The 14029-nt window shown below is 65.1% G+C and carries 12 protein-coding genes and 1 tRNA gene; all 13 read right to left on the bottom strand.

The window, feature by feature from the left end; translation table 11 throughout:
• Positions 1-41: 41 nt before the first annotated feature.
• A complete protein-coding gene (rodA, locus tag R2770_18175) occupies positions 42-1199 on the bottom strand; it encodes a rod shape-determining protein RodA (protein ID MEZ5282390.1) in 1158 nt (385 codons plus the stop codon).
• Positions 1196-3448: a penicillin-binding protein 2 gene (gene mrdA / locus R2770_18170; protein MEZ5282389.1), complete on the bottom strand. Its 2253-nt coding sequence runs from the start codon at positions 3446-3448 to the stop codon at positions 1196-1198. The genes rodA and mrdA overlap by 4 nt, the downstream gene beginning before the upstream one ends.
• Positions 3449-3485: 37 nt before the next feature.
• On the bottom strand, positions 3486-4001 hold the full coding sequence (gene mreD, locus R2770_18165; GenBank protein ID MEZ5282388.1) for a rod shape-determining protein MreD: 516 nt from the start codon (positions 3999-4001) through the stop codon (positions 3486-3488).
• A 4-nt stretch (positions 4002-4005) separates the two neighbouring features.
• On the bottom strand, positions 4006-5160 hold the full coding sequence (gene mreC, locus R2770_18160) for a rod shape-determining protein MreC (protein MEZ5282387.1): 1155 nt from the start codon (positions 5158-5160) through the stop codon (positions 4006-4008).
• 18 nt (positions 5161-5178) lie between these two features.
• Positions 5179-6219 carry a rod shape-determining protein gene (locus R2770_18155; protein MEZ5282386.1) on the bottom strand — a complete coding sequence of 347 codons (1041 nt, stop codon included), beginning with the start codon at positions 6217-6219 and terminating at the stop codon, positions 5179-5181.
• A gap of 128 nt (positions 6220-6347) precedes the next feature.
• Complete coding sequence (ndk, locus tag R2770_18150; GenBank protein MEZ5282385.1) at positions 6348-6764, bottom strand: nucleoside-diphosphate kinase; 417 nt, start codon at positions 6762-6764, stop codon at positions 6348-6350.
• A gap of 126 nt (positions 6765-6890) precedes the next feature.
• Complete coding sequence (locus R2770_18145) at positions 6891-8201, bottom strand: Mur ligase family protein (GenBank protein ID MEZ5282384.1); 1311 nt, start codon at positions 8199-8201, stop codon at positions 6891-6893.
• 40 nt (positions 8202-8241) lie between these two features.
• Positions 8242-9513 carry an ATP-dependent Clp protease ATP-binding subunit ClpX gene (clpX, locus tag R2770_18140; protein MEZ5282383.1) on the bottom strand — a complete coding sequence of 424 codons (1272 nt, stop codon included), beginning with the start codon at positions 9511-9513 and terminating at the stop codon, positions 8242-8244.
• A 101-nt stretch (positions 9514-9614) separates the two neighbouring features.
• Positions 9615-10235 (bottom strand): ATP-dependent Clp protease proteolytic subunit, encoded by a 621-nt coding sequence (locus R2770_18135; protein MEZ5282382.1) that lies wholly within the window; start codon positions 10233-10235, stop codon positions 9615-9617.
• 19 nt (positions 10236-10254) lie between these two features.
• Complete coding sequence (gene tig / locus R2770_18130; protein MEZ5282381.1) at positions 10255-11634, bottom strand: trigger factor; 1380 nt, start codon at positions 11632-11634, stop codon at positions 10255-10257.
• 442 nt (positions 11635-12076) lie between these two features.
• Positions 12077-12148: transfer RNA gene (locus tag R2770_18125), tRNA-Gly, on the bottom strand.
• 76 nt (positions 12149-12224) lie between these two features.
• Positions 12225-13271, bottom strand: a complete 1047-nt coding sequence (locus tag R2770_18120) for a HAMP domain-containing sensor histidine kinase (protein MEZ5282380.1) — start codon at positions 13269-13271, stop codon at positions 12225-12227.
• Positions 13271-13981, bottom strand: coding sequence for a response regulator transcription factor (locus tag R2770_18115; GenBank protein ID MEZ5282379.1), 711 nt, complete (start codon positions 13979-13981; stop codon positions 13271-13273). The genes R2770_18120 and R2770_18115 overlap by 1 nt, the downstream gene beginning before the upstream one ends.
• Positions 13982-14029: the final 48 nt, after the last annotated feature.

The following is a 14029-nucleotide window of genomic DNA, read 5'->3' as shown; positions in this document are numbered from 1 at the left end:
TGAACGCTTTTTTAGGCACTGCCAACCGCAGCGCTTGGTGTTCAGCCCGCGAAACGGCGCGCCCTGACGTTGATGACCAGACCCACGCCGATGAACGCTGTGATGACCGAAGACCCACCATGGCTCATGAATGGCAATGGAATACCGGTGATGGGCATGATGCCCATCGTCATCCCCAGGTTCTGGAACACCTGGAACAACAGCATCGACATGACCCCCACGCACAGCAGGGTTCCGAACATGTCGGCCGACAACTGTGCCGCCCGCAGGATGCGCCACACCAGCAGCAGGTAGGCGGCCAGAAGGGGTAGCGAACCGAACAGGAAGCCCAACTCCTCGCCCGCCGCAGTGAAGATGAAGTCGGTTTCCTGGGCAGGCACCAGATCGAGGTTGGTCTGTATGCCGTTCAGATATCCGCGTCCGGTCAAACCGCCCGAACCGATGGCGATCTGCGACTGCTGGAGGTTGTAGTTGGCGACGTCGAGGTCGCTCTCCTGGTCGAGGAAGGCGGTGAGTCGCTGTTCCTGGGCCGGGCCGATCAGCTCGATTCCGGTGAGATCGTCGAACTGGAACAGCACGGTGGCCGCCAACACACCTAGCAACGTCATGACCACGATGTGGCGGACGCGGGTGCCCGCAACAAAGAGCACACCCATCATGATCGACACGTACACCAGCATCGTTCCGAGGTCGTTCTCGAGGAACACCAACGACATGGGCACACCGATGATCAGCAGCGAGTTCAGCAGTGCGTGAAGATCGAAGTGCTGAGCCTTGGTGGATGCAAACGCGGCAAGGGCGGCGATGACGGCGATCTTGCCGAATTCCGAGGGCTGGATCTGGATGCCACCCGGAAGCTGGAACCAGGCCTTTGCCCCGTTGACCTCCTTGCCCATGAACAGCACCGCAACCAGCACCACCAGGGTCAGCAGGTAGATCTGGGGCGCAAACTCGCGAAGCACCCTGTAGTCGACGGCCGTTATGGCGAACATGGCGATGACACCGACCACAACGAAGATCGCCTGGCGACGGGCGTACAGGTACGGGTCGTCTCCGTTGAATTGCTGAAGGCGCCAGGTTGCGCTGTAGTTCATGAACACGCCGAACACCGAGATGGCCACCGACAGTAGGGGCAACAACCAGTCGACGTAACGAATGGGCGAGCGCAGGTCGCGCCTGACGGGAAGCGAGGTGATCAACGGTGCCTCCTCCGCGAAGCCGCCAACAGCCCGGCCACCGGCACGATGCCCGACAGCGCCGCAGACGCGGCACCGTCGGCTTCGCCAGTAGGCGCCGGGGCCGCACCTTCCTCGGGCTCAGTCGCCCCCACGACCGGCGTGGGGATGCCGTATGGGCACCCCTCTGGCACCCTCAGCTCGATGCTGGGGTCGCGCAGCACGGTGATGGGAATGTCGTCGCACTGCGGGCCTGCCGGTGTGGCCGTTTCCAGGGGAAGGTCCTCGGGTGCGTCCCAGTCCTGTTCCAGGCGTCGCAGGGCGTCGAAGATGTTGACGGCGACCGGTGCGGCCGCGGTGCCACCGAAGCCGGCCTCCTCCATCAGCACCACCACCGCATAGCGGGGGTCGTTGCTGGGTCCGTAGCCGACGAACACCGCCGTGTCCTCCTTGGATCGGCCCAGTGTCTTGTTGATTCCGTCGTTCTCGGCGGTGCCCGTCTTGCCCGTGACCGGCCAGGCCCGGCTGTCCCAACCCGCGTCGTAGAAGGCCCGGAAGGCTGTGCCCTCGGTGTATCCGAAGATGGTGTTGCGGGCCCTGGTGACCCCTTCGAGACCCTCGCGGATGATGTCTACCGGCGCCCCCACGGTGTCGACTTCGTGGAACACCCTGGGGTCGAACTCGCGAACCACCTCGCCGTCGGTGAGCGGGTCGCGCGACAGCGTCTTGTCGACGATGTTGGGCTGAAACAGCGTGCCCCCGTTGGCGAATGCCGCGTAAGCATTGGCCAGCTGCAGTGGCGTGACGGACAAGAAGCCCTGACCGATCGCCATGTTGATGGTGTCGCCAGGCACCCAGATGACAGCGTTGTCTTCGGCCAGGTAGACCTCGGGAGCCGACTCGAAGAGGGCTCGTTTGATGTCGGCATCGGGTACTCGACCGCCGCGTTCGAAAGGCAACTGCACACCCGTCGGGCTGCCGAACCCGAAGTCGCGCGCTACATCCTGGATGATCCATCGCTCGTCGCCGCCCAGCGCATAGGTCTCGTAGGCCGCCGAGTAGAAGTAGGTGTCAGAAGACACCGTCATGGCCTGCGACAGGTCGAGCGGGCCATAGCTGGCACCACCCGCGTTCTGGTGGGTGCTGCCGCCGGGAACGGGAACCGTGTATGTGCCAGTGTCGACGAACAGGTCGCGCGAGCTGATGGCACCGACCTTGGTAGCCGCTATTGCGGTGATCAGCTTGAACACCGAGCCGGGCGCATACAGGCCTTGGATCGCGCGGTTGTTGAGCCGGCCGGGAATGAACGGGTCGTTGAACGTCGCCCGGTAGACCGAATCGGTGATACCACCAACCAACCAGTTGGGGTCATAGGTTGGGTACGAAGCCATGGCCAACACATCGCCGTTGCGCACATCGAGCACAACGGCCGCGCCCGCATAGGCCGGGTAGTTGTAGCGCGAATCGTCGGCCGAGCTGCGGCCCTGGGCCTCTTTGAGGCCCTGGTCTAGGTAGTACTCGACAGCTCGCTGCAGATCCATGTCGATGGTCAGCACGACGTCTTCGCCGTCGACGGGCGGGTCTTCACCGAACTCGCGCACGACGTTGTTCTGGCGGTCGACCTCGATCTTTCGCACCCCGGCGGTGCCGCGCAGAATCTCCTCGTAGATCAGCTCGATGCCGGCCCTGCCAACCCGGTCGCTGTGCAGATAGCGCTCGTCAGCATGGTCGTCGAGCCAACCGTCTGGCTGGGCGCCGACATAGCCGATCACGTGGGCCGCGATGCTCTTTTGTGGGTAGACACGAACGGCTTCCCAGTCGGCGGTGACGCCGGGCAGGGCCCGTTCGGTGATGATCTCGAGGATGTCTTCGCTCATGCCCGTGGCGACGATCCTGGGTGCAAAGAACCCCTCGGATGTGTCTTCGATGCGGGCCACGATCTCGGTCGCCGGCACTCCTGTCAGTTTCTCGAGCTCGGCTACCACGAAGTCGCGATCATCGTCGGTGTATTGGCTGGGCTCGACCTTCACCACGCCGGTGAACACGTTGTCGGCCAGGATCTCGCCGTTGCGGTCGAGGATGCGACCTCGGGTGGGTGGCACGGTGACCAGCCTGACCTGGTTGGTCTCGGCCTGAACGCGGAACTCTTCGGTGGCGAGCACCTGCAAGAACCACATCCGACCGAACAGCGCCGAGAACAGACCTATTACGACGATGCCCAGGAACGCCAGGCGAAGACCCGTATTCGCTGCCTTTGTAGGTTCGTCGTTCATCGCAGTTCGTCAGCCGCCCCGCCATGAGGCGGCGCTATCAGCGACGCCCGCTGTCCCACGGGAGCCGGTCCATGTTCAGCCCCCACGCCATGGCCCGCATGGCCCACGGCGACAGGAGGGTTCCGCCCAGCGAAACCGTAGCCACTACGGGCACCAAAGCGACATCGCCCAGGAATTCTTGCCCGATCAGACGACCTATCAGCACGAAGGTGATGGTGCCGATGGCCAGCGACCCGGCGATGGTGACCCAGCGCACCAGCCGGCCGCCAGCGACGAACCCGCCATAGACCACCCCGACGCCATAGCCGGTCAGCGTGGCGGCCAGCGCCCACATGCCAAACGGGGTCTGAACGATCAGGTCGGTGCCTACACCGGCAAAGAAGCCCACCGTGGCACCGCGCTCGGGGCCGGCCAGCATCCCGGCGCACACCGCCAGCAACAGCATCACGTCGACTATGCGGCCGGCGACGGCGAAGTGCGGCACAACCGCCGTCTGCAGCACCAGCCCGCCGAACAGCACCAGCGCCAGCCTCAGGCGCGAGCCTGCCAGCATCGGCTCAGCCCTCGGTCGAGCTGGTGGCGCCCGCAGCCGTGGTGGATGACGACGCGGGTTGGGCGGTTGTCGATGTGGTGTCGGCCGCGGTGGTCGACGAGGTCGTCTGGTCGGTGTTGGCAGGGGTGGTGGTCGCCGTGGTGGTGGTCGACTCGGCGATGGTGGTGGTCGTGGTCGTCGTTGCCGTGGTGGTCGTCTGTTGTGCCGCGGTGGTAGTTGTGGCCTGAGTGGTGGTGCTGCGAGGAATCGTCACCACCACGGTCGTCGAGGTGCTGGTGGTGGTGGGCGGGTTGCCGCGGTTGTCTATCTCGGGCGGTATGTACAGCACCACTTGCACCAGGTCGAGGCGCTCGAGGTCGGCGGCGGGTGCCACGTCGACCTCCTGGCTGCCGGTCACTGGGTCGGCCCGCGAGGCCACCACGGTTCCCACCACGATGCCCGCCGGAAATGCCGACCCCTCGAGGCCCGACGTAACCACCGTTTCGCCGGGAATCACCACGGTCTCTATGTCGATGAACTTGGTGGTCAGCAGCTCACCGAGGCCGTTGCCCTCGATTACGCCGGCGTCGCCAGAACGCACCAGACGCACGCCGGCACCAAAGGCCGGGTCGGTCAGCAGCTCGACGCGCGACCGCGAGTTGCCCACCTGCACCACCCGGCCCACCAAGCCCGAGCCGGCTTCGACGGGCATTCCGACCTCGACCCCATCGGAGCTGCCGACGTCGATCTCTATGGTGCGTTCGAAGTTGGACAGCGGAGCATCGATGACGCGAGCCAGCACCCGACCCGCGGTCGACTCGGTGTCGCGGACGTCGAGCAACTGTTCGTAGGCACGAAGACGCCTCTGCAGTTCGGCGACCTCGAGGTCTTCGCCGCGCAGCTCGTCGAGCTGGGCCCGGAGGCGTTCGTTCTCGGCCTCGAGTTCGTCGTAGTCGGTGATGCCCCGCCACCCGTTCTGGAACGGCGACAGCACCCAGCCGACAGCCGAGCGGATCGGGCCCAACACGTCGAGCGCCCCATCTCGTGCGGTACCCACGGCACTGTCGTCTGAGCCCCCGTAGTCGAGGGTGATCAGTGCCAAGGCGGTGATGATCAGCAGCAACAGCCGAACCCGCGTGCGGCTGCGCGGGCGACGCGGTTCACGGGATTGCTGCAGCACGTCGACTCAGGGTAGACGTCACCGGTCAGTCGAGGCGGAGAACAAGACACCGCGCAGGGTCTCGAACTCCTCGAGCGACTGACCCGAGCCCCGAACGACCGCATTGAGCGGGTCTTCGGCGATGATGATCGGCATACCCGTCTCTTCGTGGAGGCGTGTATCCAGACCCCTGAGCAGGGCTCCCCCACCGGCGAGCACGATGCCTTGCTCCATGATGTCGGCGGCCAACTCGGGCGGGGTCTGGTCGAGCGTGACCTTCACCGCGTCGACGATCGCCGCCACCGGCTCGGCCATGGCCTCTTCGATCTCGCGAGAGCTGACCACGACGGTCTTCGGCAGACCGCTGATGAGGTCTCGACCCCTGATCTCGGCGTACAGCTCTTCGGCGAGGGGGTGCGCGGAGCCGATCTGGAGCTTGATCTCTTCGGCGGTGCGCTCGCCGAGCGCGAGGTTGTATTCCTTCTTGACGAACTGGATGATCGCTTCGTCCAGTTCGTCGCCACCGATGCGGGCCGACTGGCTGGCCACGATGCCACCGAGGCTGATGACAGCGACCTCTGTGGTGCCGCCGCCGATGTCGACGATCATGTTTCCCGTGGGCTCCTGCACAGGCAGGCCCACCCCGATGGCTGCGGCCATGGGTTCTTCGATGATGAACGCGGGACGCCTGGCCCCCGCGTATTCGGCGGCTTCCTGCACCGCGCGCTGCTCGACGCCGGTGATTCCCGACGGCACACAGATGACCATGCGAGGTTTGGCCCAGCGCCGGTTGTGCACCTTTTGGATGAAGTAGCGCAGCATCTTCTCGCAGATGTCGAAGTCGGCGATGACGCCGTCCTTGAGAGGACGAATTGCCTGGATGTGGCCAGGTGTGCGGCCGATCATGCGCTTGGCCTCGAGGCCAACGGCCAGGGGCCTGCCGTCGAGGACGTTGACCGCAACAACCGAGGGTTCGTTCAAGACGATGCCGCGGCCTCTGACATAGACCAGCGTGTTGGCGGTGCCCAAATCGACAGCCATGTCTCGCCCAACGAAACCCGTGAACATCGACTCTGCCATGCGTGCCCTCCGAGGTGCACCCGCCGGTTGGAGCCTAGGTGCTGGGACACGGCCGCTCAAGGCAGCGTCGACGCTGGCGTGGTTATCGCTTTGATGGTGCTCGTACCCCGCCGGGAATTGGCCCGTCATCAGCCGAAGAAAATGCCGATCTCGCGCTGGGCCGATTCGTTGGAATCGCTGCCGTGGACGAGGTTCTCGGTGACGACCAGGCCGAAGTCGCCACGGATCGTGCCAGGGGCTGCCGTGGCCGGGTTGGTCGAGCCCATCATGTTGCGCACGATTGCGAAGACGTCGTCGCCGGCGTCGGCAGGCCCTTCGAGCACCATCAGCATCGAGGGTCCGCGGGTGATGAAGGCCAGCAGATCTTCGAAGAAGCCCTTGCCCTCGTGTTCTGCATAGTGGCGCGTGGCGGTCTCTCGGTCGATGGTGCGAAGCTCGGCACGGGCCAGGGTGAGGCCCTTGGCCTCGAAACGGCCGATGATCTCACCGACGAGACCGCGTTCGACGGCGTCGGGCTTGCACATGACGAAGGTCTGCTGAGACAAGGAAGGCTCCGGGTTCGTGACTTTGCGCCTGCTTGTTGGAGGCGTCATCTCAAGGCATCGAACGATGCCACTCACCGCACATGCCAACCACCTAGAGTGGCACCAGTATCGGGGGAGGGCAAGACTCTATCTGCGCGAGAGGTGCGATCGGGCTTCACCCACCACATAGAGCGAGCCCGTCACCAGGACGATCCCGTCCGATCCGGCCAACTCGATGGCACGGTCGACCGCGTCGGCGACCCGGGGCACCCAAACCACCTTCTCGGCACCGGCCTGTGACGCCTCCTCGGCGACCCGGTCGGCCGAAAACGCCCTGGGCCAGTCGGCGGCAGTGGCGACGACGGCCGCAGCAGAGCCGGCGCGAAGTGCCGCGAACATCTCCTGGAGGTTGCGTGGAGCGTTGAACCCCGCGACCAGGATCGGCTTGGTGTCGGTGGCGAAGTCGTCGTACAAGGTGCGAGCGGCAACGGTGGCGGCGCTGGGATTGTGAGCACCGTCCAGAACGACCAACGGCTGGCGTCGCATGACCTCGAAACGCCCGGGAACCTTGACCTCGGCAAAGGCCTCGTCGACGATCGCACGAGGTATGGGCCGCTCGAAGAACTCCTCGACCGCCGCCAGAGCAACGGCGGCGTTGCGGGCCTGGTGCTCGCCGTGCAAGGCCACGAAGACATCGTCGTAGGTGGCGCGGGGGGTGCTGACCGTGATGATCCTGCCACCGACGGCCAGCCGATTCTGCTCGACGACGAGACCGTGCCCCAGGCGAACGCCATCACCTTGATGGGGCCGCCCGAAGATGATGTCGGCGATGTCGTCGTCCAGGTCGCCGACCACGACTCTGGATTCGGGCTTGACGATGCCGGCCTTCTCGGTGGCGATGTCGGCCAAGGTCGGGCCCAGGGTCGCCATGTGGTCGTAGTCGACCGTGGTGACCACGGCGACGTCGGCATCGACGACGTTGGTCGCATCCCAGTGGCCGCCCATCCCGACCTCGATGACCCTCACATCGACCGGGGCCATGGCCATCCAGCCCAGTGCCGCGGCCGCCAACACTTCGAAGAACGTGGCGTCACGATCCCAGCGATGACGGCAAACAACTTCAGCGGCGGCAACATCGGCGATGGCGTCTGCGAACGCCTCGTCGCCCAGGGCATCTCCGTTGGAGGTGATGCGCTCGTTGATGCGCTCGAGGTGGGGCGAGGTGTAGCCGCCCACATGCAGGCCGTGGCTGACCAGCAGCGACGTGATCAGCCGCATGGTCGAGCCCTTGCCGTTGGTTCCCGTCACGTGGATGGTCGGGGTACCCAGGTGTGGGTCGCCCATCGCCTGCACCAGGTCGCGCATGCGCGACAGATCGGGAGCCGTGGCGCGGGTGGCCGGGTTCAACTCGAGGCTGTAGTGCTGCTCGAGGTGTTCGAGCGCGGCGGCGTAGTCCATTAGTGCCCCAGACGGGTTGTGGGTCGTGTCGCCTGGCGAACTAGGACGCGGCGCGCCTGGTCGGCCCCGACTCGGGCTGGCGGCGAGGCACCAGTGTGGGGTTGACCTTGTCGAGCACGACGCTGCGGTCGACGATGCAGCGCTCGACGTCGTCGCGACCCGGCAGCTCGTACATGATGCCCAGCAGCACCTCTTCGAGGATGGCTCGCAGGCCTCTGGCGCCCGTCTTGCGCAGCAGGGCTTGCTCTGCAACCGCTTCGAGAGCGTCGGCGGTGAACTCGAGTTCGACGTTCTCGAGCTCGAAGATCTTCTTGTACTGCTTGGCCAGCGCGTTCTTGGGCTCGACGAGAATCTCGACCAACGCTTCGCGGTCGAGTTCGCGCACGATGCCCGTTACGGGAAGCCGACCGACGAACTCGGGGATCAGGCCGAACTTCAACAAGTCTTCGGGGAGGGCCTGAGGCAACAGGTCGGCCAGCGACGAATCGTTGGCGCCGCGAACGTCGGCACCGAACCCGATGCCCTTGCGCCCGACCCTGTTGGCGATGATCTTCTCGAGGCCGTCGAAGGCGCCGCCACAGATGAACAACACGTTGGTGGTGTCGATCTGGATGAATTCCTGGTGCGGGTGCTTGCGACCGCCCTGCGGCGGGACCGACGCCGTGGTTCCTTCGAGGATCTTCAGCAGGGCCTGCTGGACACCCTCGCCCGACACGTCGCGGGTTATCGACGGGTTCTCGGACTTGCGGGCCACCTTGTCGATCTCATCGATGTAGATGATGCCCATCTCGGCGCGCTTGACGTCGTAGTCGGCGGCCTGGATGAGCTTCAGCAAGATGTTCTCGACATCTTCGCCCACATAGCCGGCCTCGGTGAGGGCGGTTGCGTCGGCGATGGCGAACGGAACGTTCAGCATGCGGGCAAGCGTTTGCGCCAGGTAGGTCTTGCCGCAGCCCGTGGGGCCGACCAGCAGGATGTTCGACTTGGCCAGCTCGACGTCATCGCCCAACTGGTTGCCGAAGCGGATGCGCTTGTAGTGGTTGTAGACGGCGACCGACAGAACCTTCTTGGCCTGTTCTTGACCGACGATGAACTCGTTCAGGAACTCGAAGATCTCGCGCGGCTTGGGGAGCTCGTCGAAGCTGACCTCGGTCGATTCGGAGAGTTCCTCTTCGATGATCTCGTTGCACAGATCGATGCACTCGTCGCAGATGTAGACACCAGGGCCCGCGATGAGCTTCTTGACCTGCTTCTGCGACTTGCCGCAGAACGAGCACTTGAGCAGCTCGCCGCCTTCTCCGAATTTCGCCACGTTGGTGTCCCTGCCTCCGATGGTGGTTACTGGTCAGCTCCGCATCGGCCAGTATGTCGCGTTCGCCGACCGGGTGCTGGACCGAGTGTGTCGCGTTCGTGTCAGGCGGCGCGGATGGGGCCGTCGTTGTCGACCACGCCTCGGCGGCTGATGACCTCGTCGATGACGCCATATTCGAGAGCCTGCGCGGCGTCCATCACGAAGTCGCGCTCGGTGTCGCCGTGGATGCGGTCGACCGGCTGACCGGTGTGCTCGGCGAGGATCTCCTCGAGGAGCTTGCGCATGCGCTCGATCTCGCGGGCTGCCAGCTCGACATCTGTGGCCTGACCCATCGCCTGGCCATAGGGCTGGTGCAACAGGATGCGAGCGTGCGGCAGGGCGAGCCGCTTGCCCGGCGTGCCGGCAGCCAGCAGCACCGCAGCCGCGGAAGCAGCCTGGCCGAGGCACATCGTGGCGATGTCGTTCTTGATGTACTGCATCGTGTCGTAGATCGCGAACAACGCGGTGATGTCGCCACCGGGGCTGTTGATGTAGATGTTGACGTCGCGGTCGGGGTTCTCGGACTCGAGGTGGATCAACTGGGCGCACACGACGTTGGCAACGCCGTCGTCGATCGGGGTGCCGAGGAAGATGATGTTCTCCTTCAGCAGCTTCGAGTAGAGGTCGTACGAGCGCTCGCCCCGGTTGGTCTGCTCGATGACGCTGGGGATGATGTAGCTCATTCTCACTCGGCTTTCTGGCTCATTCGCTGGACTCGTCGCCCTCTTCGTCGGAGGTGTCGTCTGAAGGTTCGGTCGACTCGTCTTGGGGATCGTCAAGGAGTGATCTGTCGATCGACTCGCCGGTCTCCTCGTCGACGATAGCGACGTGCTCGATCAACCACTCGAGGGCCGACCGCTTCTTGAGGTCTGCAACCACTGACATGAGACCGTCGGCCTCGTCGAGGCGCTGGCGGACAACGGCCGGCTTGTCGCCGATCTGGGCCGCTATGCGCTCGATCTCGGCATCGACATCATCGTCGGTGGGGTCGAGGCCTTCGGCCGTGGCGATCGCCCGCAGTGCCAGATCGACGCGAGCCGATTTGGCAGCGCCTTCACGAAGATCGTCGGAGAACTCTTCCTGGCTCTTGCCGTTGAAGGCCAGCCAGTGCTCGAGGCTGAGACCCTGGGCCTGGAGGCTGTATCCGAGGTGCTGGAGCTGTTCTGACATCTCGGCCTCGATGAGGGTTTCGGAGATGTCGCCCTCGACCAGGTCGCCAGCGGCGCCGGCTGCGTTCTCGCGCAGAGCGTGCTGTGCGCGGGTGAGCGCGGCGCTCTCGAGCCGTTCGGTCAGCGCCGAGGTCATCTCCTCGACGGTCTCCCACTCGGTGTTCTCGTCGACCCACTCGTCGGTCAGTTCGGGCAGGACGCGCTCTTGGACGACCTTCACCTCGACGTGGAAGTCGATGACGGTGTCTTCCTGCACAGGGTGCTCGGCGGTGAAGTCGAGGACATCGCCGGCCTGGGCGCCTTCGAGGTTGTCGTCGAGCTCGTCGCCCACGACACCGCTGCCGACCTCATAGGAATAGTCCTCGGCGTTGAGACCCGGCAGGGGCTCGCCGTCGACCGTTCCCTCGATGTCGATGGTGACGAAGTCGCCCTTGGTGGCAGCTCGCTCGACGTCCTCGAGGGTGGCAGACCGGGCACGAATGCGATCGATCTGCTCCTGGATGTCATCTTCGGGAACCAGCGGCGAGGGGATCTCGACCGTCAGAGAACCATGCCCCGATATCTCGACCACCGGGCGGGTCTCGACGGTGGCATCGAACGAGAGTGGGCCCGACTCTTCGCCGCCCGTGATGTCGATGTCGGGACGGCCGACGACGTCGACCTTCTCTTGTCGGACCGCGGCCGCGTAGTAGCCGCCCATGGCCTCTTCCATGGCTTCGGCTCGGGCATAGCCCACACCGATGCGGGCCTCGAGGACCTTGCGGGGCACACGTCCGTGACGGAATCCGGGGATACGGACTTCTCGGGCGATCTTCTTGAAGGCCGCGTCAACTGCTACTTCGAAGGTCTGCTCGTCGACTTCGACACTGATCTTGACCTTGTTGTCGCCGAGGTCCTCGACTCTTGAGGTCACGCTAGGGATGTTCACAAGGGGGAGAGTCTATCCACTCGGCGCGATCACGCGGCGAAGACCGTGTTGAGGGGCACAGACCAGTCTGCGAGGCGAGGGCCCGAAGGGCGTGGGTCGAACCAACAGAACAGGGCCGAGGAGCGACCGACCAGTCTGCGAGGCGAGGGCCCGAAGGGCGCGAGCCCGCAGCGACAAAACAGATTCGGCCCCGCCGAAGCAGGGCCGAATCCGGTGTGTGTGGCAATCGCAGTTGATGCGTTGGGTCCGATCTCTCGGACCAATGAATCAATCGACGAGGCCGCTACATAGTTGAGCGATCATTCAAAAAATGAGCTGCACTATTACTGCGGGTGGTCGGCTCACCTATCTCGACCAGGTCGATCTGCACTTTCTGTGGTCAGAAGGTGGATCGATTGTGGATGCCCTGGCCCCGATGGGGAATCAGAGCGGGTGACGGGAATCGAACCCGCATAACCAGCTTGGAAGGCTGGGGCTCTAGCCATTGAGCTACACCCGCGGCGAGCCACGATGGTAGCGCCAAGTTGACGCAAGCGATCGCAATAGTGCAGATGTTGTGGCCCAGGGGCCCGGTCTCACGCTGTTGGAAGCGAGATGGCTACCCGTCCGCCTGGCCCGCTGCCGATGCTGATGGTGCCGCCGTGGGCCTCGGTCACACCCCGGGCGATGGCCAGGCCCAGCCCGGCGCCTCCCCTGGCCCGGTCGCGGCTGTCGTCGGCCCTGGAGAAGGCTTCGGTGGCCCGACCGATGAATGCGTCTGGAAATCCGGGGCCGTCGTCCATGACCACCACGCTGACCACAGGGCGCTGAGGGTCGTTCGACCGAGACAGGGTCACGGTCACCGAACCGGGTGTGCCCGCGTGACGGATCGCGTTGTCCAGCAGGTTGCGCACAACGCGGCCCAGGTCGTGGGAGGTTCCCCTGATCAACACCGATGAGGTGTCCTCGAAATCGACCACCACCGAAAGAGCGACGCCGCGGGCGGCGGCGGTGGGCAGCAGCGCCTCGGCCGACTCGTCGACGACCTCGGCCAGGTCGACCAGGTCGCGGCCCGGTTCGAATCGCCCGGCATCTATCTGAGCAAGCAGCAACAGGTCGTCGGTCAGGCGCCCCAGGTGCTCGACATCGCGGCCGATTGCCGACAGATAGCGCGCCGGGTCAGGAGCGACGCCGTCCTGCAGCGCCTCGACGGCGGCACGAATGGCCGCAAGCGGGGTGCGAAGATCGTGACCCACCGAGGCGAACAGCAGCCGGCGCTCGGCCTCTTCGGCCTCGCGGCGCCGCTCTGCCAGCTCGAGCCTGGACACCATGTCGTCGAACGATCGGGCTGTGGCGCCGACCTCGTCGCGCCGATCGACGCCCGATCGGGCCGACAGGTCACCGGTGGCGACTCGCCTGGCGGCGTCGGCCAGCTGACCCAGATCATCTACCAGGGGGCGGCTGACACGCACCGCCACCAACACGGCCAGCGCAAAGGCTGCGACCAACACCACCAGCATCAGGTTGCGTTCTGAGCCCGACAACCACATCGCCTCGGCGGCGACGAACACAGCCACCAGAGCCGTGGAGGTTGCTGCGAGGGCCCCGGCCAGGACCAGCCGCTTGACGCTCGACGATTTCATCACTGACCTCCGGCTGGATCGAACCTGTACCCCACACCCCAAACCGTCAGGAGGTGTCTGGGCGAGTCGGGGTCCAGCTCGACTATCCGTCGCAACCTACGCACGTGCACGGTAACCGTCGACGGGTCTTGCCAGTCGGGCGACGACTGCCACACCGACTCGAGAAGTTCTCCACGGGAGAAGGCCCGGCCGGGGTGTTTGGCCATGTAGGCCAACAGTTCGAACTCGCGCGGGGTTGTTTCGACCGCAGCGCCGTCGATTCTGACCTCTCTGGCCGGTTCGTCTATGACGATGCGTCCGAGATCGAGCACCACTCCCCCGCTGTCGGAACGCACGCGGCGCAGGACCGACCTGACCCTGGCGGCGAGTTCCCTGGGCGAGAACGGCTTGACGACATAGTCGTCTGCACCCAGGTCGAGTCCGGCGACCCGGTCGCTCTCGGCTGTGCGAGCGGTCAACATGATCACGGGCAGGTCGCCGGTGCTGCGGATCTTCTCCAGCACGGTGAACCCGTCGACCTCGGGAAGCATCACGTCGAGGACCACCAGATCGGGCCGGTCGGCTCCCAGCACCGCAAGGGCTTCTCGGCCGTCGGCGACTTCGGTCACCCTGGCACCGTCGCGCCTCAGGTACTCGGCCACGACCGCGCGAACGGTCGGTTCGTCGTCGACCACCAGAACGTGCGCTGTCATCGTCTCAATCTCGGCCATCGTCGTCACCATCACGATCATCGGACTCCGCGGGTCCAGACACCACCC

Source organism: Acidimicrobiales bacterium (assembly GCA_041394185.1).
GTDB lineage: Bacteria > Actinomycetota > Acidimicrobiia > Acidimicrobiales > Poriferisodalaceae > JAAETH01.
The sequence above is the reverse complement of the archived record's forward strand: the minus strand, read 5'-3'. Positions and strand labels throughout refer to the sequence as shown.

Bases quoted from the DNA above. Each gene is read 5' to 3' on its own strand.
- mrdA (MEZ5282389.1), bottom strand. From the start codon at position 3,448: ATGAACGACGAACCTACAAAGGCAGCGAATACGGGTCTTCGCCTGGCG.
- mreD (MEZ5282388.1), bottom strand. From the start codon at position 4,001: ATGCTGGCAGGCTCGCGCCTGAGGCTGGCGCTGGTGCTGTTCGGCGGG.
- R2770_18155 (MEZ5282386.1), bottom strand. From the start codon at position 6,219: ATGGCAGAGTCGATGTTCACGGGTTTCGTTGGGCGAGACATGGCTGTC.
- R2770_18145 (MEZ5282384.1), bottom strand. From the start codon at position 8,201: ATGGACTACGCCGCCGCGCTCGAACACCTCGAGCAGCACTACAGCCTC.
- R2770_18135 (MEZ5282382.1), bottom strand. From the start codon at position 10,235: ATGAGCTACATCATCCCCAGCGTCATCGAGCAGACCAACCGGGGCGAG.
- R2770_18120 (MEZ5282380.1), bottom strand. From the start codon at position 13,271: ATGAAATCGTCGAGCGTCAAGCGGCTGGTCCTGGCCGGGGCCCTCGCA.
- R2770_18115 (MEZ5282379.1), bottom strand. From the start codon at position 13,981: ATGGCCGAGATTGAGACGATGACAGCGCACGTTCTGGTGGTCGACGAC.